This window comes from Phenylobacterium sp., from assembly GCF_035539035.1.
Taxonomy (GTDB): Bacteria; Pseudomonadota; Alphaproteobacteria; order Caulobacterales; family Caulobacteraceae; genus Phenylobacterium.
Map to the genome: position 1 here is coordinate 126,586 of NZ_DATLJI010000011.1, position 20,097 is coordinate 146,682.

At 70.7% G+C, this 20,097-nt stretch carries 22 protein-coding genes; 16 read left to right on the plus strand and 6 right to left on the minus strand.

What is annotated here, in order from left to right; all coding sequences use genetic code 11:
* Positions 1 to 88 precede the first annotated feature (88 nt).
* The gene (locus VM685_RS04820; RefSeq protein WP_325458988.1) at positions 89 to 1,393 is read left to right on the plus strand and encodes a UDP-glucose/GDP-mannose dehydrogenase family protein; all 1,305 of its coding nucleotides are present in this window, start codon (positions 89 to 91) and stop codon (positions 1,391 to 1,393) included.
* A gap of 22 nt (positions 1,394 to 1,415) precedes the next feature.
* Here the strand turns inward: VM685_RS04820 and VM685_RS04825 are convergent, their stop codons facing one another.
* Together VM685_RS04825 and VM685_RS04830 are read right to left on the minus strand one after the other, a co-directional pair.
* Positions 1,416 to 1,580 carry a hypothetical protein gene (locus VM685_RS04825; RefSeq protein ID WP_325458989.1) on the minus strand — a complete coding sequence of 55 codons (165 nt, stop codon included), beginning with the start codon at positions 1,578 to 1,580 and terminating at the stop codon, positions 1,416 to 1,418.
* A gap of 127 nt (positions 1,581 to 1,707) precedes the next feature.
* Positions 1,708 to 2,556, minus strand: a complete 849-nt coding sequence (locus VM685_RS04830) for a c-type cytochrome (RefSeq protein ID WP_325458990.1) — start codon at positions 2,554 to 2,556, stop codon at positions 1,708 to 1,710.
* Positions 2,557 to 2,776: 220 nt separating this feature from the next.
* Between VM685_RS04830 and VM685_RS04835 the strand changes: the two genes are divergently transcribed.
* Both VM685_RS04835 and VM685_RS04840 read left to right on the plus strand, forming a co-directional pair.
* Positions 2,777 to 3,058, plus strand: coding sequence for a hypothetical protein (locus VM685_RS04835; protein ID WP_325458991.1), 282 nt, complete (start codon positions 2,777 to 2,779; stop codon positions 3,056 to 3,058).
* A gap of 16 nt (positions 3,059 to 3,074) precedes the next feature.
* On the plus strand, positions 3,075 to 3,392 hold the full coding sequence (locus tag VM685_RS04840; protein ID WP_325458992.1) for a hypothetical protein: 318 nt from the start codon (positions 3,075 to 3,077) through the stop codon (positions 3,390 to 3,392).
* A gap of 7 nt (positions 3,393 to 3,399) precedes the next feature.
* Here VM685_RS04840 and glmM read toward each other — a convergent pair whose 3' ends face one another.
* A complete protein-coding gene (glmM, locus tag VM685_RS04845) occupies positions 3,400 to 4,752 on the minus strand; it encodes a phosphoglucosamine mutase (RefSeq protein WP_325458993.1) in 1,353 nt (450 codons plus the stop codon).
* A 122-nt stretch (positions 4,753 to 4,874) separates the two neighbouring features.
* Here glmM and glmS point away from each other — a divergent pair, with 122 nt between their 5' ends.
* A complete protein-coding gene (gene glmS / locus VM685_RS04850; protein ID WP_325458994.1) occupies positions 4,875 to 6,692 on the plus strand; it encodes a glutamine--fructose-6-phosphate transaminase (isomerizing) in 1,818 nt (605 codons plus the stop codon).
* A 72-nt stretch (positions 6,693 to 6,764) separates the two neighbouring features.
* Here the strand turns inward: glmS and VM685_RS04855 are convergent, their stop codons facing one another.
* The gene (locus VM685_RS04855; RefSeq protein ID WP_325458995.1) at positions 6,765 to 7,052 is read right to left on the minus strand and encodes a hypothetical protein; all 288 of its coding nucleotides are present in this window, start codon (positions 7,050 to 7,052) and stop codon (positions 6,765 to 6,767) included.
* Positions 7,053 to 7,281: 229 nt separating this feature from the next.
* Between VM685_RS04855 and VM685_RS04860 the strand changes: the two genes are divergently transcribed.
* From VM685_RS04860 to VM685_RS04870, 3 genes are all read left to right on the plus strand, one after another.
* Positions 7,282 to 8,151, plus strand: coding sequence for a UTP--glucose-1-phosphate uridylyltransferase (locus VM685_RS04860; RefSeq protein ID WP_325458996.1), 870 nt, complete (start codon positions 7,282 to 7,284; stop codon positions 8,149 to 8,151).
* Between the two features lie 69 nt (positions 8,152 to 8,220).
* Positions 8,221 to 9,432, plus strand: a complete 1,212-nt coding sequence (locus VM685_RS04865; RefSeq protein WP_325458997.1) for an NAD-dependent epimerase/dehydratase family protein — start codon at positions 8,221 to 8,223, stop codon at positions 9,430 to 9,432.
* 3 nt (positions 9,433 to 9,435) lie between these two features.
* Positions 9,436 to 10,296, plus strand: a complete 861-nt coding sequence (locus tag VM685_RS04870) for an SDR family oxidoreductase (RefSeq protein WP_325458998.1) — start codon at positions 9,436 to 9,438, stop codon at positions 10,294 to 10,296.
* On the opposite strand, the gene VM685_RS04875 is transcribed toward VM685_RS04870, so the two are convergent.
* The gene (locus VM685_RS04875) at positions 10,293 to 11,189 is read right to left on the minus strand and encodes a DMT family transporter (RefSeq protein ID WP_414693343.1); all 897 of its coding nucleotides are present in this window, start codon (positions 11,187 to 11,189) and stop codon (positions 10,293 to 10,295) included. The two genes, VM685_RS04870 and VM685_RS04875, sit on opposite strands and share 4 nt — an antisense overlap.
* Entirely contained in the window at positions 11,186 to 11,932 is a 747-nt protein-coding gene (locus VM685_RS04880) for an alpha/beta hydrolase (RefSeq protein ID WP_325459000.1), read from the minus strand. The genes VM685_RS04875 and VM685_RS04880 overlap by 4 nt, the downstream gene beginning before the upstream one ends.
* Positions 11,933 to 12,012: 80 nt before the next feature.
* Here VM685_RS04880 and VM685_RS04885 point away from each other — a divergent pair, with 80 nt between their 5' ends.
* The 9 genes from VM685_RS04885 (at position 12,013) to pheS (ending at position 20,096) form a co-directional block, all read left to right on the plus strand.
* On the plus strand, positions 12,013 to 13,176 hold the full coding sequence (locus VM685_RS04885) for a glycosyltransferase family 4 protein (protein WP_325459001.1): 1,164 nt from the start codon (positions 12,013 to 12,015) through the stop codon (positions 13,174 to 13,176).
* A complete protein-coding gene (locus VM685_RS04890) occupies positions 13,176 to 14,162 on the plus strand; it encodes a glycosyltransferase family 9 protein (protein WP_325459002.1) in 987 nt (328 codons plus the stop codon). The genes VM685_RS04885 and VM685_RS04890 overlap by 1 nt, the downstream gene beginning before the upstream one ends.
* 106 nt (positions 14,163 to 14,268) lie before the next feature.
* The gene (gene infC, locus VM685_RS04895) at positions 14,269 to 14,790 is read left to right on the plus strand and encodes a translation initiation factor IF-3 (protein WP_257816266.1); all 522 of its coding nucleotides are present in this window, start codon (positions 14,269 to 14,271) and stop codon (positions 14,788 to 14,790) included.
* A 59-nt stretch (positions 14,791 to 14,849) separates the two neighbouring features.
* Positions 14,850 to 15,671: a subclass B3 metallo-beta-lactamase gene (gene bla / locus VM685_RS04900; protein WP_325459003.1), complete on the plus strand. Its 822-nt coding sequence runs from the start codon at positions 14,850 to 14,852 to the stop codon at positions 15,669 to 15,671.
* Positions 15,672 to 15,746: 75 nt separating this feature from the next.
* Positions 15,747 to 16,976, plus strand: coding sequence for an MFS transporter (locus VM685_RS04905; protein ID WP_325459004.1), 1,230 nt, complete (start codon positions 15,747 to 15,749; stop codon positions 16,974 to 16,976).
* Positions 16,973 to 18,166, plus strand: a complete 1,194-nt coding sequence (locus tag VM685_RS04910; protein ID WP_325459005.1) for an MFS transporter — start codon at positions 16,973 to 16,975, stop codon at positions 18,164 to 18,166. Before VM685_RS04905 ends, VM685_RS04910 begins: the two co-directional genes overlap by 4 nt.
* 127 nt (positions 18,167 to 18,293) lie before the next feature.
* Complete coding sequence (rpmI, locus tag VM685_RS04915) at positions 18,294 to 18,497, plus strand: 50S ribosomal protein L35 (protein ID WP_325459006.1); 204 nt, start codon at positions 18,294 to 18,296, stop codon at positions 18,495 to 18,497.
* Positions 18,498 to 18,510: 13 nt separating this feature from the next.
* Positions 18,511 to 18,867: a 50S ribosomal protein L20 gene (rplT, locus tag VM685_RS04920; RefSeq protein ID WP_325459007.1), complete on the plus strand. Its 357-nt coding sequence runs from the start codon at positions 18,511 to 18,513 to the stop codon at positions 18,865 to 18,867.
* Positions 18,868 to 18,983: 116 nt separating this feature from the next.
* Positions 18,984 to 20,096: a phenylalanine--tRNA ligase subunit alpha gene (gene pheS, locus VM685_RS04925; RefSeq protein WP_325459008.1), complete on the plus strand. Its 1,113-nt coding sequence runs from the start codon at positions 18,984 to 18,986 to the stop codon at positions 20,094 to 20,096.
* The last annotated feature ends 1 nt before the right edge of the window (position 20,097 follow it).

Genomic DNA, 20,097 nt, shown 5'->3' on the forward strand with positions numbered 1-20,097 from the left:
GAAATTGTGCCGCCCTGAACCGGCGGCCGGTTGGCGCCGCCTCGCCATAGTGGTGAAAGGCGCAAACTCGACTCGGGGATAGACTTCCATGCACGTGGCGATGATCGGCACCGGCTATGTGGGCCTGGTGAGCGGCGCCTGTTTCGCGGACTTCGGCCACACGGTCACCTGCATCGACAAGGACGCCTCGAAGATCGAGCGGCTGAAGGCGGGCGGGATCCCGATCTACGAGCCGGGGCTGGACGTGCTGGTGGCCCAGAACGTCAAGGCCGGGCGCCTGTTCTTCGCCACGGAGGCGGCCGAGGCGGTGAAGCAGGCCGACGCGGTGTTCATCGCCGTGGGCACGCCCTCAAGGCGCGGCGACGGCCACGCCGACCTCTCCTACGTCTATGCCGCCGCCGAGGAGATCGCGGGCCTGGTGGACGGCTTCACCGTGGTGGTCACCAAGTCCACCGTGCCGGTGGGCACCGGCGACGAGATCGAGAAGATCTTCAAGCGCGTGCGCCCCGACGCCGACGTTGCGGTGGTGTCGAACCCGGAGTTCCTGCGCGAAGGCGCGGCCATCGAGGACTTCAAGCGCCCCGACCGGGTGGTGGTGGGCACCGACGACGATCGGGCCCGGACTGTGATGCGCGAGCTCTACCGGCCGCTCTATCTTAACGAGACCCCGATCCAGTTCACCGGCCGGCGGACCAGCGAGCTGATCAAGTACGCGGGCAACGCCTTCCTCGCCATGAAGATCACCTTCATCAACGAGATCGCCGACCTCTGCGAGGCGGTGGGCGCCGACGTGCAGCAGGTGGCCCGCGGCATCGGCCTGGACGGCCGGATCGGCGGCAAGTTCCTGAACGCGGGGCCCGGCTACGGCGGATCGTGCTTCCCGAAGGACACGCTCGCCCTGGTGCGCACCGCCCGCGACGCGGGCTCGCCCGTGGAGCTGATCGAGACCACGGTGCGGGTCAACGACGCGCGCAAGAAGGCCATGGCCCGAAAGGTCATCAAGGCGGTGAACGGCGAGGACCTGTCCGGCAAGACGATCGGGGTGCTGGGCCTGACCTTCAAGCCGAACACCGACGACATGCGCGACGCGCCCAGCCTCGACATCGTGCCGGCGCTGCAGGCGGCGGGCGCACGCGTCCAGGCCTTCGACCCGGAAGGGCACGAGGCGACGCACATGCTGAAGGACGTGGACTTCAAGGCCGACCCCTACGCGGTGGCCGAAGGCGCCGACGCCCTGGTGATCATCACGGAATGGGACCAGTTCCGGGCGCTCGACCTCGATCGGATCAAGCTCCTCATGAACCGGCCGGTGCTCGTCGACCTGCGCAACATCTACAAGCCGGACGACATGAAGGCGCGCGGCTTCGCCTACACGAGCGTGGGGCGTCCGTAGAGACGGAGAGCCGGTGGCTTCCCTAGAAGCCGCCGGAACTCAGATGAATGAGAACCTGCCCTAGCCAGACAGCGCCGGCCCAGAAGGCGAGCGCCAGCAGAACGACGAAGGCCAGGCAGGCGACAGAGCTTACGCCCTTGCCGACCACCGGCCGCGCCGCCCCGCCGAAAGCGAGGTCGCGCCGCATGTTTCCTCCAACCCTATTCGTTCGCCTGCGCCGGTCGAGCGGCGCAGGATGTGTCGATGCTGACACAAGCGTTCAGGGTTGGGTAGGGTTGCCGCCACGGCAGCCCTGATCACCCGACGTTGTTTCTTCAGAGCACCCGGTCGGCCCTGGCGCGCAGGTAGCCGTGCAGGGCGGCGACCTCCTCGTGCGACAGGGCGTTGAACCGCGCCGGCGAGACCTGGCTCATCAGGCCCAGCCTGCGCCCGCCCGGCGCGACGCCGGTGCGCAGCAGGGTCTCGAAGTCCGAGAGGTCGTAGGCCGCGGCGATGGTCAGGTCGGGCGCGCCCACCACCTCCCGCCCGGTGAGCGCCGGCCCGTGGCATTCGATGCAGGCTCGGGCGAGCCGCCGTCCGGCCTCGTGCTCAGCGCCCACGCGGGGCAGCTCGATCGCCCCCTCGGCCTTGAGCATGGCCGGAGCGGAGTCGAACTTGCGCATCAGGACGCCCAGCCGGCCGACCGGACCCACCTGGGTGCGCGGCAGCGCCTCGCCCTGCGCCGGGAAGCTGCGGACGTAAGCCAGCAGGTCGGCGGCCTCGGCGTCGGTCAGGCGGGCGAAGGCCTCGGAGGGCATGACCCACAGGGTGCGGCCGTCGGCGGCGACGCCATGGCGGATCGCCCGGTCGAGCTCGGCGTCGCTCTGCTCGGCCGCCGCCAGGGTCAGGTTCGGCGCGTAGGCGCGCAGGATCGGCATCTCGTCGTGGAACAGCCGGCCCGTGAAGTCCGCGCCGTGGCAGTCGTGGCAGCCGTTGAGGATCGCCACCTTGCGGCCGCGCTCGAGGGCGGCGGGATCGGTCGCCGCGGCGATCCGCACCGGGGCCTTCGGATAGGCGCGGCGGATCATCACCTCGCTGGCGGCGAAGGCGCCCAGCGCCAGGCACAGCGCGACGGTGACCAGGCCGGCCAGCCCGAGGCCGGCCCACCGCAGAAGACGTTTCATAGGACCCCCATGCTCGACAGACGCGGGGCCTCGCAGACCCCCGTTCGCGGAGCGCGGGTCATTAGGCCGCGCCGCGGGGCCGGGCAATCCGCGGCCTCGCCGACCCGCTCTGCAGGTTTGCAGAGCTTCGCCGCGCGCCCGGAAAGTTGACGCCGGTCAAGGCGGGGCCGTCCACGGGGTCCAGGGTGACGCATCGTCAACCGCTCCGGAGGAGAGCGTCATGACCGCCACCCAAGTCCCAACCGCCCCCCGCCGCCGGTCCGGCCTGATCCGCGGGGCGCTCACCGGCGCCGCCGTCTCCGGGGTGCTGTTCCTGGCCTGCTGGCTGGGAACCGGCATCGCGGGCCTGAGCGTCACCCACGCCTTCATCTCGCTGTTCACCGCCGAGCCCGTCACCTCGCAGGCGGCGCTCGCGGAGGGCGGGCTGTGGGCGGTCGTGTTCGGCGCCTTCGTGGGCGCCCTTGTCGCCTTCTTCCACGGCCTGTTCGCCGGCCGCCGCTAGTCCAGGAGTTCTCCCGATGTCCGTTCTTCGCCTCGCGCTGCCGCTGGCGGCCCTGCTGGCCGCCGGCCCGGCGCTAGCCCAGGCGCCGCCCGCCGATCATGCCCAGCACCATCCGCCGGCCGCGGCCGAGAAGCCGGCCGACGACATGCACGCCCGCTGTCAGGCGATGATGGGCGCCAGGATGGCGGGCCCGCCGCCCCACGACCACGCCAAGGACAAGATGGGGCACGCCGTGGGCATGAAGGGAACGCCGCCCTCCAAGGAGGAGATGGCGGCCATGCACAAGCGGTGCGCCGAGATGATGGCCAAGACCGAGGCCCCGGCGAAGAAGTAGCCGGGATCTAGGCGGCGGCCTTCTTCACCGCGCCGGCGATCTCCTTGACCACCTGGTGGACGAGCTTCTCGTCGTCGCCCTCGGCCATGATGCGGATCAGCGGCTCGGTGCCGGAGGCGCGGACCACGAGGCGGCCCGAGCCGTTCAGCTTCTGCTCCGCGTCGGCGAGCACGGCCTTGACCTGCTCGCTCTCCAGCGGCTTGCCGGCAGCGAAGCGGACGTTCTCCAGGCGCTGCGGCACCGGCTCGAACTGGCGGGCGAGCGCGCTCATCGGCTTGTCGCTCTCCTTCAGTACGGCCAGCACCTGCAGGGCGGCCAGGAGGCCGTCGCCGGTGGTGGCGAAGTCGCGCAGGATGATGTGCCCGGACTGCTCGCCGCCGAGGTTGAAGCCGCCCTCGCGCATGCGGGCCATGACGTAGCGGTCGCCCACCTGGGTCCGCTCCAGCTTGAGCTTGCGGGCGGTGAGAAAGCGCTCCAGGCCGAGGTTGGACATCACCGTGGCCACCACGCCGCCGCCGGTCAGGCGCTCGCGCTTGGCCCAGTGGTCGGCGATCAGCGCCATGATCTGGTCGCCGTCGACGACCTGCCCCTTCTCGTCGCAGATCACCAGCCGGTCGGCGTCGCCGTCGAGCGCGATGCCGATGTCGGCGCGGTATTCCTTGACCGTCTTCTGCATCAGCCCGGGCTGGGTGGAGCCGACCTCGTCGTTGATGTTGAAGCCGTTGGGCGTGACGCCGATCCGGATCACCTCGGCGCCCAGCTCGTAGAGCGCCTCGGGGGCCACCTTGTAGGCGGCGCCGTTGGCGCAATCGATCACCACGCGCATGCCCGTGAGGTTCAGCCGGCGCGGGAAGGTGGCCTTGGCGATCTCCACGTAGCGGGCCTGGCAGTCGTCGATCCGCTGCACCCGGCCGAGGCCGTCGGGCGGGGCCAGGCCCTCCTGCAGGCCCTGGTCCATCAGGGCCTCGATCTCCAGCTCGCGCTCGTCGGAGAGCTTGTAGCCGTCGGGGCCGAACAGCTTGATGCCGTTGTCGGCGAAGTGGTTGTGCGAGGCCGAGATCATCACGCCCAGGTCGGCGCGCAGGCTGCGGGTCATCATCGCCACGCCCGGCGTCGGCAGCGGCCCGAACAGGCGCACGTCCATGCCCACGCTGGTGAAGCCCGCGACCAGCGCCGGTTCGATCATGTAGCCCGAGAGCCGGGTGTCCTTGCCGATCACCACCAGGTGGCGGCGCTCGTCCTTGGACATGAACAGCTTGCCCGCCGCCATGCCCACCCGCAGGGCGACTTCGGCCGTCATCGGGTGCTTGTTGGCCTGACCGCGGATGCCGTCGGTGCCGAAATAGGCGCGCTTGCTCATCGATTGCTCTCGAAACGATCCGAAACTGAGATTTAGTGGCCGGCAGCTTAGCGGATGCTAAAGCCCCAGCGTTACAGGCGTGAGCGCAGGTTCGCCCTCTATCACAAAGGAATCAAAGCCTCATGTGCGGTATCATCGGCATCGTCGGCGCGTCTCCGGTGCAGGAGCGGCTGGTCGAGAGCCTGAAGCGGCTGGAGTACCGGGGCTACGACTCCGCAGGGATCGCCGGCTTCACGGACCAGGGCATCCAGCGCCGCCGCGCGTCGGGCAAGCTGAAGAACCTCGAGGCGGTGCTGGCGGCCGAGCCGCTGGAGGCCACGGTGGGCATCGGCCACACCCGCTGGGCCACCCACGGGCCGCCGACCCAGGGCAACGCCCACCCGCACCAGGCCGGCCGGGTGACCCTGGTGCACAACGGGATCATCGAGAACTTCGCCGAACTGAAGACCAGGCTGCAGGCCGAGGGCCGCACCTTCGAGACCGACACTGACACTGAGGTGGTGGCCCAGCTGCTCGACCGTGAGCTTTCCTCCGGCAAGGCGCCGGTGGACGCCTTCAAATCAACCCTGGACCAGGTGCGCGGCGCCTTCGCGCTGGTGGTCATGATCGAGGGCCAGGACAGCCTGCTGCTCGGCGCCCGCCGCGGGCCGCCGCTGGTCGTGGGCTACGGCGACGGCGAGATGTTCCTGGGCTCCGACGCGCTCGCCGTCGGCCCCTTCACCAACCGCGTCGCCTACCTCGAGGACGGCGACTACGTGGCCATCGACCACGCGTCGGCCAAGGTGTTCGACGAGGACGGCCGTCCCGTGGACCGGCCGGTGCAGGTGGTGCCCCAGTCCCCGGCGCTCATGGAGAAGGGCAACTATCGCCACTTCATGGAGAAGGAGATCCACGACCAGCCGGAAGGCTGCCAGCGGACCATCGCGGCCTATGCCGACATGGTCGCCGGCGTCACCACCTTCGAGGGCGTCGACCTGGCGGGCATCGAGCGGATCCAGATGGTCGGCTGCGGCACCGCCTACCTGGCCGGCATGGTCGGCAAGTACCTCATCGAGCCGCTGGCCGACCTGCCGGTGGACGTCGATGTGGCCTCGGAGTTCCGCTACCGGCAGCCGGCGCTGCGCGAGAACACCCTGATGATCGCCATCTCCCAGTCGGGCGAGACGGCCGACACCCTGGCGGCCCTGCGCTACTGCCGGGACAAGGGGCTCAAGACCGCGGTGGTGGTCAACGCCCAGGGCTCGACCATGGCCCGCGAGGCTGACGTGGTCTGGCCGATCTACTGCGGACCCGAGATCGGGGTCGCCTCCACCAAGGCGTTCACCGCCCAGGTCAGCGTGCTGACCGCGCTGGCGGTGGCCGCGGCCCGGGCGCGGGGCCGGATCGACGCGGCGGAGGAGAAGCGGCTGGTCAGCGTGCTGGTCGAGGCGCCGCGCCTGATCGCCGAGGCGATCAACCTGGAGGAGGCCGTGCAGGGCGTCGCCCACGACCTCGCCAAGGCCGCCGACGTCCTCTACCTCGGTCGCGGCCCGATGTACCCGCTGGCCCTGGAGGGCGCCCTGAAGCTGAAGGAGATCAGCTATATCCACGCCGAGGGCTACGCCGCGGGCGAGCTCAAGCACGGGCCGATCGCGCTCGTCGACGAGGAGACGCCGATCGTGATCCTCGCCCCCTACGACAGCTATTTCGAGAAGTCGGCCTCGAACATGAGCGAGGTGATGGCCCGCGGCGGCCAGGTGGTGTTCATCACCGATCCCGAAGGCGAGCGCCATGCGCCGGCGGGGGCGAAGGTGGTGGTCACCGCGCCGCGCTGCGACCCGCTGATCGCCCCGCTGGTGATGTCGGTGCCGATCCAGCTCCTGGCCTACCACGTGGCCGTCCAGAAGGGCGCCGACGTGGACCAGCCCCGCAACCTCGCGAAGTCGGTCACCGTCGAGTAGGGCCCAAAGAAAACGGCCGCCCCTGCGAAAGGGGCGGCCGCCTCAGATCAGCTTCAGGCGTCTTGCGACGTCTTACTTCTGTTCCGGCGTGGTGGTGGTCGCGCCGGCCGGCGGCGTGGTCGTCGTGGCGCCGGCGTCGGCCGGAGGCGTGGTCGCCATGGCGCCGGTGTCGGCCGGCGGCGTGGTGGCCATCGCGCCGGTGTCGGCCGGCGGCATGGTGGTGGTGTCGGCCGGAGCCGTGGCGGCCGCGTCCGTGGCCGTGCCCGTGGCCGGCGCTTCTTCGGTCTTGGGCTGGCAGGCGGACAGGCCGGCGGCCATGACGGCGGCGGCGGCGACCGAGGTCAGGATACGCAGTTTCATTGGAAGGTTCCCCTGGAGGACTATCCCCCGACAGGGCCGGACCTTACACACTCTCGTGTCTTCCCGAAATCGTGAACTCGCCCCCGACGTGAGTTTTTGACGCAGGGACCTGTGGATTTCCCGGGCCTGCTCCTCTAGTCGGCTCGCGGGGGATCGGGATCGCAAGCTCCGCGTTATGGCGCCTGCCGCGAAGGCGAAGCTTCAGCAGACGAACAGGTCGGAGGGGTTGATGACGAAACGCGTGCGTAAGGCGGTGCTGCCGGTGGCGGGCCTAGGGACCCGCGTGCTGCCGGGCGCCAAGACCACGCCGAAAAACCTGCTGAACGTCGTCGACCGGCCGATCCTGTCCTACATCGTCGAGGAGGCCCGGGCGGCGGGCATCGAGCACTTCGTGTTCATCGTCGGCCGCGGCCAGGGCGCTATCGAGGACTACTTCGACGCCAGCCCCGAGATCGAGGGCATCCTCGAGGCCAAGGGCAAGGTCGAGATCCTGGCCGACGTCCGCCGCGACCTGCCGGAGCCCGGCCAGATGAGCTTCATCCGCCAGATGGCCCCGCTGGGCCTTGGCCACGCCGTGTGGTGCGCCCGCGACGTGATCGGCGACGAGCCGTTCGCGGTCATGCTGCCGGACATGCTGATGGCCGCCCAGCCCGCGGCCCTGGCCCAGGCGGTGGCCGCCTACGACAAGGTCGGCGGCAACATCGTGGTGGTGGAGCCGGCCCCCGAGGGCGAGGCCCACAAGTACGGCATCGTCGCGCTCGACGGCCAGGACGGCCGGCTCAACCGCATGACCGGCATGGTCGAGAAGCCGGCGCCCGGGACCGAGCCCTCCAACCTCTTCATCTCCGGCCGCTACATCCTGCAGCCGGAGATCTTCGAGGTGCTGGCTACCCAGGAGCGCGGCGCGGGCGGCGAGATCCAGCTCACCGACGGCATGGCCAACCTGATGAAGACCCAGGACTTCCACGCCCTGGAGTACGAGGGGACCACCTACGACTGCGGCGACAAGATCGGCCTCCTGCGCGCCAACGTCGCCTTCGCGCTCATGCGGCCCGACCTGAAGGACGCCGCGCGCAGGGCGATCCAGGAACTGCTCTAGCTACTCAGGCTTCCGGATTGCCCTGCCGTGCGTTAGCCCTTTCATCGGGGGAGAACGGGAGCGGCGGATTTGCGGGTACTGATCCTCGGCGGCGATGGCTTCTGCGGCTGGCCCACGGCGCTCCACCTCTCGGCGCGCGGCCATGAGGTGGCGATCGCGGACAACCTGTCCCGGCGCAGGATCGACGCGGAGCTGGGGGCCTATTCGCTGACCCCGATCGCCGACATGGAGACGCGGCTGGCGGCCTGGACCGAGGTGTCGGGCCGGACGATCGGCTTCCACCCGCTGACCATCGGCAAGGATTACGACACCCTGCTGGCGCTGCTGACCGGCTGGCGGCCCGACGCGGTGGTCCACTTCGCCGAGCAGCGGGCCGCGCCCTATTCCATGAAGTCGGCGCGCCACAAGCGCTACACCGTGGACAACAACCTCAACGCCACGAACGACATCCTGGCGGCGATCGTCGAGAGCGGCCTCGACATCCACCTGGCGCATCTCGGCACCATGGGCGTCTACGGTTACGGCACGGCCGGAATGGCGATCCCGGAGGGCTATCTGACCGTGAAGGTGGAGACGCCGGAAGGCTGGGTCCCGCGGGAGATCCTCTACCCGGCCAATCCGGGGTCGATCTACCACATGACCAAGACCCAGGACGCCCTGCTCTTCCAGTTCTACGCCAAGAACGACCACGTGCGGGTCACCGACCTGCACCAGGGCATCGTCTGGGGCACCCAGACCGCCGAGACGCGGATGGACGAACGCCTGGTCAACCGCTTCGACTACGACGGCGACTACGGCACGGTGCTGAACCGGTTCCTGATGCAGGCGGCGGTGGGCTATCCGCTGACCGTGCATGGGCCCGGCGGCCAGACGCGGGCCTTCATCAACATCCAGGACACCGTGCGCTGCGTGGAGCTGGCCCTGACCCACCCGCCCGAGCGTGGCGAGCGGGTGAAGGTGATGAACCAGATGACCGAGTGCTGGCGGGTCCGCGACCTGGCCCAGATGGTCGCCCGCCTGACCGGCGCGCAGGTGGCCCACCTGCCCAACCCGCGCCAGGAGGCCGACGAGAACGACCTGGCCGTGGAGAACCGGCGGCTGCTGTCCTACGGCCTCGATCCCATCACCCTGGAGGACGGCCTGCTGCTGGAGGTGACCGAGATCGCCCGGCGCTACGCCGCCCGCGCGGACCTCTCCAAGATCCCCTGCGTCTCCGCCTGGAACGCCGAGCGGGCCGCGGCCACGGCGGCCGCGCAGGCCGGGGCCGTGGCGGCGGAATAGCGGTTGCGCCTCTTCGTCTTCGGCTACGGCTTCTCGGCCCGCGCGCTCGCCCGGCGGCTGCGCCCGCAGGGGTGGGAGGTGACCGCCACCTTCCGCAAGGCCGAGGCCGGCGCCGCCCTGGCCGCCGAGGGCGTCGCCGCCCTGCCGCTGGACGACCGCGACGCCATCGCCCAGGCGCTCGCCCAGACCCAGGCCCTGCTGGTCACCGCCCCGCCCGGGCCGGAGGGCTGCCCCGCCCTGCCCGTGCTCGTGCCGGCCTTGGCCCGGTCGGGGGCCTTCCCGGACTGGACCGGCTATCTCTCCACCACCGGGGTCTACGGGGACCGGCGCGGCGGCTGGGTCTTCGAGACGAGCCGCCTGGCCGCCCAGTCGGTGGAGGGGGCCCGCCGGGTCGGCGCCGAGCGCGACTGGCTGGAGGTGGGCCGCGGCATGGGCCTGACCGTCACGGTCTTCCGCCTGCCCGGCATCTACGGCCCCGGCCGCTCCGCCCTGGATCGGGTGCGGGCCGGCCAGGCCCGGCGCATCGCCGCCCCCGGCCAGGTGTTCTCGCGGATCCACGTGGACGACCTGGCCGCAGGGCTCGGGGCCTCCATCGCCGCGCCGCGGGCCGGCGGGATCTACAACCTCTGCGACGACGAGCCGGCGCCGAACCCGGACGTGGTGGCCTACGCCGCGCGCCTGCTCGGCCTGCCGGTCCCGCCGGAGATCCCCCTGGCGGAGGCCGGACTGGGGCCGCAGGCGATGCGGTTCTACGCCGAGAGCAAGCGGGTCTCGAACGCCCGGGCGAAGGCCGAGCTCGGCTGGCGGCCGGCCTATCCGACCTATCGCGAGGGCCTGCAGGCGATCCTGGCGGCCGGCGGCTAGGGTTTCGGTCCGCGGCCGGCGAGCAGGATGCCCGCGCCGATCAGGGCCAGGCCCGCGGCGTGGAAGAGGTGGAAGGACTCGCCCAGCAGGAGCACCGCCAGGACCGCGCCGAACACCGGCTGCAGGTGCAGGTACTGGCCGGCCCGCGCCGAGCCGATCAGCTCCACCCCGCGGTTGAAGAACAGGTAGGCGAGGAAGGACGGGAAGACCGCCACATAGCCCACCCCCAGCAGGGCTTTCGGCGTCAGAGCCATGGTCCGCCCCGAGGCCAGCTCGGCGAGATAGAAGGGCGCCAGCAGGACGATGGCGGCCCCGAAGGTCGCCCAGAGCAGGCTCATGGGGCGCACCTGCGGCCGGCGGCGCAGGATCAGGGAATAGACGGCGTAGAGCACCACGCCCACCAGCACCACCGCGTCGCCGCGGTTGAGGCCGAGGTGCAGCAGGTCCCAGGGTCGCCCGCGGGAGAGCACCACGAGCACGCCCACCAGCGACAGGGCGACGCCCGCGACCTGCCAGCGGCCGGTCCGCTCGCGCAAGGCCACCCAGGCGAACAGCATGATCAGCGGCGGGATGGCGGCCTGCACGACCAGGCTGTTCAGCGCCGTGGTGCTCTGCAGGCCCACGTAGAGCAGGGCCCCGAAGCTGGCGACGCCGGTGGCGGCCAGGGCGAGCACGGTGGGCCAGCGGCGGATCAGCTCCGCCCGGTCCTCGGCCAGGCCGCGCCAGGCCAGCGCCGAGACGATCAGGAAGGCCACGACCCAGCGCCAGAAGACCAGCGCCATGGGCGGCGCGACGCCGACCAAGGCCCGCCCGGCGATGGAGTTGCCGGCCCAGAACAGGACCGCCGCCGAGAGCAGGAGGGGCGCGGCCCGCCAGGGGCTGAACGTCCTCAGGCGAGCTCCTCCACGGTCGCGATCAGGCGGGCGATGTCCTGCGGGCGGGAGAGGCGGTGGTCGCCGTCCTTGACCAGGGTGAAGACCACGTCGCGCCCCTTCAGGCCGTTGGCGAGCTCGAGCGCGTGCGCCCACGGCACGTCCGGATCCTCGCCGCCCTGCAGGATGCGCACCGGGACCTCGATGGGAATCTCCTGCGCCTCCAGGATGGACCAGCGGGCGCCGTCCTCCAGGAGCGCGCGGGTGATCGGGTAGGGCTCGCCGTATTCCGAGGGCCGCAGCCAGACGCCGTCGCGCTCCAGGTCGGCCAGGCCCTGCGGCGGGATCTCCGGCCGCATCAGCTTCTCGGTGAAGTCCGGCGCGGGCGCGATGAGCGCCAGGGCCTTCACCCGCTCGGGCCGCGCCATGGCCGCCAGGCAGGCGATCCAGCCGCCCATGGAGGAGCCCACCAGCACCGTCTCGCCCCAGGTGAGCTCGTCGATCACCGCCAGCGCGTCCTCCCGCCAGCGGGTGATGGTCCCGTCCCGGAAGTCGCCGTCGGACTCGCCGTGGCCGAAGTAGTCGAAGCGGACGTAGGCGCGCCCCGCGGCCTGCGCCCAGTCGGCCAGGGCCAGCGCCTTGGTCCCGGCCATGTCCGACTTGAAGCCGCCCAGCCAGACCACCGTCGGCCCCTCGCCCGCCACGCGGCGCCAGGCCAGCCGCGCGCCGTCGGGCCGCGCGAGATATCCGCTCTCTTCGCTCATGCCGCGCTCATAGCCTGCGGCGCATCGCGCGTCAGCGCCGGCGGTGTTTACGGGGGGCCGTTTCACGCTATGCAGGGGGCGTGCCCCTGCCGCCCGACTTCACCCTCCTGCAGGTCGTCCCCGAGCTCGAGACCGGAGGCGCCGAGCAGACCACGATCGACGTGGCCCAGGCCGTCGTGAAGGCCGGCGGCCGCGCGCTGGTGGCCACCCGCGGCGGGCGGATGGCGACGCGGCTGGAGGCCGACGGCGGGCGGCTGACCCAGATGCCGGTGCAGTCCAAGAACCCGCTGGTGATCCTGGGCAACGCCGCCCGGCTGGTGGACCTGATCCGCACGGAGAAGGTGAGCGTGGTGCACGCCCGCAGCCGGGCGCCGGCCTTCTCGGCGTTGTGGGCCGCCAAGGCCACCCACACGCCGTTCGTGGCCACCTACCACGGGGTCTACAAGGCGGGCTCGCCGCTGAAACGCTGGTACAATGCGGTCATGACGCGGGGCGACCTGGTGATCGCCAACTCCGACTACACGCGCGACCACGTGCTGGCCGAGCACCGCGTGGCGGCCGACCACATCGTCACCATCCCGCGCGGCGTGGACCTCGACCGCTTCAGCCCGGCCTTCGTGACCTCCGACCGGGTGGCGGCGCTGCGCCGGGCCTGGGGAATCGACGAGGCCGACGGGCGGACCAAGATCCTGCTGGCGGGCCGGCTGACCCGCATCAAGGGACACCTGACGATCATCGAGGCCGCGGCGAAGCTGAAGGCGCAGGGCGTGGGCGATTTCCTGATCCTGTTCGCCGGCGACGACCAGGGGCGCACCGGCTACCGGGAGGAGCTGGAGGCGGCGATCGCCGGGGCCGGTCTTTCCGACCAGGTCCGACTCGTGGGCCACTGCGACGACATGCCGGCGGCCTACCTCCTCAGCGACCTGGCGCTCCTGCCGACCACCAAGCCGGAGTCCTTCGGCCGCGCCGCGGTGGAGCCGCAGGCCATGGGCCGGCCGGTGATCGCCTCCGCGCACGGCGGCACGGTGGAGACGGTGGTCGACGGGGTCACCGGCTGGCTGGTCCCGCCGGGCGACGCCGACGCCTGGGCCGGGGCGATGGCCCGGGCCATCGAGATCGGCCACGGCAAGCGGCTGGAGATGGGCGAGAAGGGGCAGGCGCGCGTGCGCCAGCTCTATTCGGTGGACGCCATGTGCGAGGCCACGCTCGCCGCCTACGAACGGGTGCTGGAGGCCCGCGCCTGATGCCCCGCGCCGTGCAGAAGATCCTCGTCATCAAGCTGGGCGCCCTCGGCGACTTCGTGCTGGCGCTGGCCGCCATGAAGAAGATCCGGGAGGCGCACCGCAAGGACCACATCACCCTGCTGACCACCCCGCCCTTCGAGGCGCTGGCGAAGTCGTGCCCCTACTTCAACGCGGTGGAGACCGACGGGCGGCCCGAGACCTTCCCGCAGTGGATGGCGCTGCGCCGCCGGCTGAAGGCGGCGAACTACGCCCGCGTCTACGACCTGCAGACCTCGGCCCAGTCCAACCGCATCTTCCAGATCCTCCGGCCCAGCCCGCCGCCGTGGTCGGGCGTCGCGCTCGGCTGCTCCATGCCCCACAGGAACAAGCTGCGCGACCACATGCACACCCTGGAGCGGCAGGCCGACCAGCTGATGTACGCCGGCATCTGGCCCGACGCCCCGACCGCGCCGGGGACCGCGCCGCCGCCCGACCTGTCGTGGGTGTGGAAGCACCTGCCGCCGGACCGTCCGGTCCCGGGAGCCGTGAAGCCCAAGCCCTATGTGATGTTCGTGCCCGGCGGCTCGGCGCACCGGCCCGAGAAGCGCTGGCCGGTGGAGCGCTACGCCGAGCTCGCCCGCATCCTCTATTCCCGCGGCTTCGACATCGTGATCATCGGCGGGCCGCAGGAGACGGCGCTCGCCCACACCATCCAGCGCACGGTGCCCCGCGCCCGCGACCTGACCGGCCGGACCGACTTCGCCCGGGTGGCCATCCTCGGGGCGAAGGCGGCCCTGGCGGTGGGCAACGACACCGGTCCGCTGCACCTGGCGGCCGCCTCCGGCGCGCCGACGGTGGTGCTGTTCTCCGGCGCCTCGGAGCCCTCGCTGTCCGCGCCGCGAGGCAAGGTGCTGGTCCTGCAGGCCGACCGGCTGTCGGAAATGCCTGTGGCCAAGGTGGCACAGGCGGCGGTCTCTCTCTTGCCGCAGACCGCCGGCGCGGGTTGATAGAGCGTCAACCCTCACGCATATACTGGCGGCCCACCGGAGCGCTCGACGCGCGCCGGCGTTTTGCGTTGAAACAATCCTAGGAGCCTCGCCTATTCGCCGCCCCATGCAGGCGCCGCCCGTCAAAGACGGTCCGCGCATAAACGATGAAATCCGCGTTCCCCGTGTCCTGCTCATCGACCAGCACGGAGAGAAGCAGGGCGTGATGCCCACGTCCTCCGCCCTGGAGGCCGCTGAAGAAGCAGGCCTCGACCTGGTGGAGATCGTCCCGAACGCGGATCCGCCCGTTTGCAAGATCCTGGACTACGGCAAGTTCAAGTTCCAGGAACAGAAGAAGAAGAACGAGGCGCGCAAGCGGCAGAAGGTGGTGGAGATCAAGGAGATCAAGCTCCGCCCGAACATCGACATCCACGACTACGAAGTCAAAGCCCGCTCGATGCACCGGTTCTTCGAGGAAGGCGACAAGGTGAAGGTCACCCTGCGCTTCCGCGGCCGCGAGCTGGCCCACCCGGAACTCGGCATGAAGCTGCTGCAGAAGGTGAAGGCCGACTTCGAGCCGGTGGCCAAGGTGGAGTACGAGCCCCGCATGGAGGGGCGCCAGATGATCATGATCCTGGCTCCCCGCTAGTGCGCGCCGGACAGCTGCGAATCCTGGGAGCGGTCGCCGTCACGGCGGCCGCTTTTCATTTGCCCGCCGCGGCGCAGGACAAGCCCACCCCCGAGAACGCCCCCTATGCGCCGTTCAGGATCGCCGAGGGGCTCTACTACGTGGGCGCCGCGGACTACGCCGCCTACCTGCTGACCACCCGGGCGGGGCTGATCGTCATCGACGGCGGCGACGCCATCACCGGGCGCCAGGTGGTGGCCAACATCCGCGCCCTCGGGTTCGACCCGAAGAACATCAAGGTTCTGGTCAACAGCCACCAGCACTTCGACCACGCCGCGGGGCTGGCCGAGCTGAAGAAGGCCGCGCCGGGCGCGAAGCTCTACGTCAGCGCGCCCGACGCCCCGATCATCGAGGCCGGCGGCAAGGGCGATCCCTACCTCAAGGGCCCGGAGTGGGAGTACGAACCCACCAAGGTCGACGTGATCCTGAAGGACGGCCAGAAAATCAGCCTGGGCGGCGTCACCCTGACGGCCCACATCACGCCCGGCCACACCAAAGGCTGCACCACCTGGACCTTCCCGGTGAGGGTCGCCGGCAAGGTGCGCCAGGCCCTGGTCCACTGCTCCTCCAGCGTGCTGCCGGGCTACCGGCTGGTGGCGCCGGAGACCTATCCCGGCATGGCCGCCGACTACGAGAAGAGCCACCGATTCTGGCTGAACGCCCCCTGCGAGGTCTTCCTGGCCAGCCACACCCGGTTCTTCGGCCTCGACGCCAAGAAGAAGGCGCTGGACGCCGGCAAGGCCGACGCCTTCGTCGATCCGCAAGGCTGCAAGGCGTACTACCAGGCCTCCTACAAGAGCTTCCGCGACACCCTCGCCAGGCAGCAGGCGGCGGCGAGGTAGTTCCCTCCCGATAGGGAGGAACTGTGGCGCCCATGTCCTTGCCGGGCGCCCCCGCCCCGTCCTAACAGTGTTAACATGTCCGACACTGCGCCGCGGGAGGCGACGCCGCCCCCGCGGTTTGCGGCGGCGGCGCTGATCTCGCTGATCTTTCTGAACATGCTGGGCTTCGGGATCGTCGTCCCGTTGCTGCCCTTCTACGCCAAGTCGTTCGACGCCCCGCCCTGGCAGATCGCCCTGATCTTCTCGGCCTTCTCGGTGGGGACCTTCTTCGGCGAGCCGTTCTGGGGCCGGCTGTCGGACAAGTACGGCCGCAAGCCGCTGCTGATCTCCACCATCCTGGCCAACTGCCTCTGCTACCTGGCCCTGGCGTTCGCGCCCAACGCCTGGGCCGCGTTCGGGGTCAGGCTGCTGGGCGGGCTGTTCTCCGGCAACGGCTCGGTGATCCAGGGCTACATCGCCGACGTCACCCCGCCGGAGCGCCGGACGCGGGCGCTGAGCTACCAGAGCGCGGCCTGGAACGTGGGCCTGATCGTGGGGCCGTCGCTGGGCGGCCTGTTCGCCCGGCCGGAGGCGGGGCCGATCGGCTTCCAGCTGCCGCTGTTCATCGCCGCGGCCCTGTTCGGGACCTGCGCGGTAGGCATCGCGCTGTTCATCCGCGAGAGCCGTCAGCGGGAGATGACCAACGTCCACCGGCCGAACCGCTGGGCCGCCACCGGTGAGGCCGCGCGCCATCCGGTGATCGGGCGGCTGATGCTGGTGACCTTCCTGGTGGGCTTCGCCTTCACCGGGGTGGAATCGATCTTCGGCCTGTGGGCGCAGGAACGCTACGGCTGGGGTCCGCGCGAGGTCGGCGTGGCGTTCGCCTTCGCCGGCGCCGCCTCGGCGATCACCCAGATGACCGTCACCGGCGCGCTTTCCGAGCGCTTCGGCCAGGGGCGCATGCTGGCGGTGGGGATGGCCATCACCATGGTCTGCCTGGCCCTGCAGCCGGTCGTGCCCAGCGGGCCGGCGACCATCGCGCTGATGTCGCTGAGCGCGGTGGGCTCCTCCATCGCCTGGCCGAACGTGGCGGCGATGATCTCCGAGGCCGCCGACCCGCACCGCCAGGGCCAGATCCTCGGCCTGAACAACGCCATGGGGGCGCTGGCCCGGGTGATCGGGCCGTTCTCCGCCGGGCTGACCTTCGCCGGCCTGACCATCCACGGACCCTTCCTGCAGGGCGCGCTGGCCGTGGCCCCGGCCATCTGGCTGGCGCTGGCCGCCGGCCAGCTGGCGGCCAGGCGGCGGGGCGGAGGCGCGCCATGACGACGCCGCCCGAGGAGCGGCGGGCGCTCTATGTCCTGCTGTTCGTGATCTTCCTGATGATTGCGGGCTTCGGCCTGGTCATCCCGCTCTTGCCGTTCTTCGCCCAGGCGTTCGACGCCCCGGCCTGGCAGGTCACCCTGATGTTCTCGGCCTTCTCCTTCGGGCAGTTCCTGGGCGAGCCGTTCTGGGGCCGGCTGTCGGACCGGATCGGCCGGCGCCCGGTGCTGATCCTGACCATCTCGCTGGTGGGGCTGAGCTACGCCGCCCTGGCGTTCGCGCCGAACATCTGGGTCGCCTTCGCGATCCGCTTCTTCAACGGGATCTTCGCCGGCAACATCTCGACCCTGCAGGGGGCGATGGCCGACATCACGCCGCCCGAGAAGCGCGCCGGCCGCATGGGGATCATGGGCGCGGCGTTCAGCGCCGGCTTCGTCATGGGCCCGGCGATCGGCGGCCTCCTGGCCCAGCCGAGCCGCGGAGCGCTGGGCTTCCAGCTGCCGCTGCTGGTGGCCGCGGGGTTCGCGCTGGCCTCGGCCGTCGCCGTGGTGGTCTTCGTGCGCGAGCACCGCCCCGAGCGGCCGCCGCACCGGCCGCTGAAGCGGCTGGCCGGGCTGCAGGAGGGGCTGGCGCACCCGGTGATCAGCCGGATGCTGATGATCAGCTTCATCGTCGTCGTGGGCTTCGCCGGGATCGAGGCGACCTACGGCCTGTGGACCGAGGCGCGGTTCGGCTGGGGCCCGCGCGAGATCGGCCTGGCCTTCATGGTCATCGGCCTCCTGGGCGCCGTCTGCCAGGGCTGGCTGTCGGGGCGGCTCGCCCGCCGCTACGGCGAGACCACCACGCTCACCGGCGGCCTGGTGTTCATGGGGCTGGGGCTGGTGGTGCAGTGGATCTCGCCGGTGTGGGGCGTGGCCATGCTGGGCTTCGCCTTCGTCTGCCTGGGCCAGTCGATCTGCTTCCCCAACCTGACGGCGCTGATCTCCCAGGCCGCCCCGCCGCACCGGCAGGGGGAGATGCTGGGCCTCAACATGAGCGGCATGGCCCTGGCCCGCATCGGCGGCCCGGTGCTGGCCGGCCAGCTGTTCTCGCTCGTGACGCCCGGCTCCCCCTTCGCCTTCGCCGCCCTGCTGATCCTGCCGGGGCTGTGGCTGGCCGTGCAGGTGAGGAACCGGATGCCCGCGCCGGCGTGACCCGTCGCCTTGCGTTCGGGCCCCGTTTCGCGTAATAGCCGCGCCCTTGCGAACCGCCTGGCCAAAGGCATGCCATGGCGGTTCATAAACACGACCAGAAGGACGGGGCCCCGCGCTCCGACGTGAAATGCCCAAACTGAAGACCAAGTCAGGCGTGAAGAAGCGCTTCAAGCTGACGGCGTCCGGCAAGCTGAAGGCCGGTGTGGCCGGCAAGCGCCACCGCCTGATCAGCCACAACGCCAAGTACATCCGTCAGAACCGCGGCACCAAGGTCATGAGCGAGGCCGACACCAAGCTCATCAAGACCTTCATGCCCTACGGCCTCAGCTAAGGAGCGCTGACAGATGGCTCGCGTGAAGAGGGGCGTGACCGCCCACGCCAAGCACAAGAAGGTCCTGGAGCAAGCCAAGGGCTTCTACGGGCGCCGCAAGAACACCATCCGCGCCGCCAAGGCGGCCGTGGACAAGGCCGGCCAGTACGCCTACCGCGACCGCAAGGTCCGCAAGCGCAACTTCCGTTCGCTGTGGATCCAGCGGATCAACGCCGCGGCGCGCCTGGAAGGCTTCACCTATTCCCGATTTATCTTCGGCCTTGAGAAGGCCGGGATCGAGATCGACCGCAAGGTCCTCGCGGACATCGCGGGCAACGACCCCACCGGTTTCAAGGCCATCGCCGACAAGGTTCGCGCCGCGCTGGCTTGAGGCACTTAGGGTCCCTTCGATCCTGAAAAGCTCAGAAGCCCTCCGGCCGAACCGCCGGAGGGCTTTTTGCTGCCCTCTTCACCCCGTGAAAGCAGCGCGCTAGGACACCGCTCCTCATGACCGACCTCACCCAACTCGAAGCCGACCTGACCGGCCGGATCGCCGCCGCGCAGGATGTCGCCGCCCTGGAGGCCGTGCGCGTCGAGGCGCTCGGCAAGTCCGGCTCGATCTCCGAGCTGCTCAAGACCATGGGCCAGCTCAGCCCGGACGAGCGCCGCGAGCGCGGCCCGCTGATCAACGGCCTGCGCGACCGGGTGGCCTCGGCGATCGCCGACCGCAAGGCCGCGCTGGAGGCCGCCGAGCTGGAAGCGAAGCTCGCCGCCGAGCGCGTCGACCTCACCCTGCCCCCGCCGCCCGAGCGCCGCGGCCGCGTCCATCCCACCATGCAGGTGCTGGACGAGATGATCGCCATCTTCGCCGACATGGGCTTCGGCCTGGCGGAAGGCCCGGACATCGAGGACGATTTCCACAACTTCACGGCGCTGAACTTCCCGCCCAAGCACCCGGCGCGGGAGATGCACGACACCTTCTGGCTGCCCGAGAACGAGCAGGGCGAGCGCAAGCTGCTGCGCACCCACACGAGCCCGGTGCAGGTCCGCGTCATGCAGCAGGGCCAGAACGGCAAGCTGCCGGCCTGGATCGCCCAGGGTCAGGCCCCGCCGATCCGCGTGATCGTGCCGGGCCGGGTCTACCGCTCGGACTCGGACGCCACCCACACGCCGATGTTCCACCAGATGGAAGGGCTGGTCATCGACCGGAACATCCACATGGGCCACCTGAAGTGGACCCTGGACGCCTTCACGCGCCGGTTCTTCGAGACCGACGCCGTGGTCACCCGCTTCCGGCCGCACCACTTCCCGTTCACCGAGCCGTCCTGCGAGATGGACGTGCAGTGCGACCGCTCGGGCGGGGCGATCCGGATCGGCGAGGGGTCGGACTGGCTGGAGATCCTGGGCGGCGGGATGGTGCATCCCAAGGTGCTCGAGAACTGCGGCCTGGATCCCGACGAGTGGCAGGGCTTCGCCTTCGGCCTCGGCATCGACCGGCTGGGCGCGCTGAAGTACGGCATGCCCGACCTGCGCGACATGTTCGCCGCCGACGTCCGCTGGCTGGAGCACTACGGCTTCTCGGCCTTCCAGGCGCCCAACCCCGCCACCGGCCTGAGCTGAG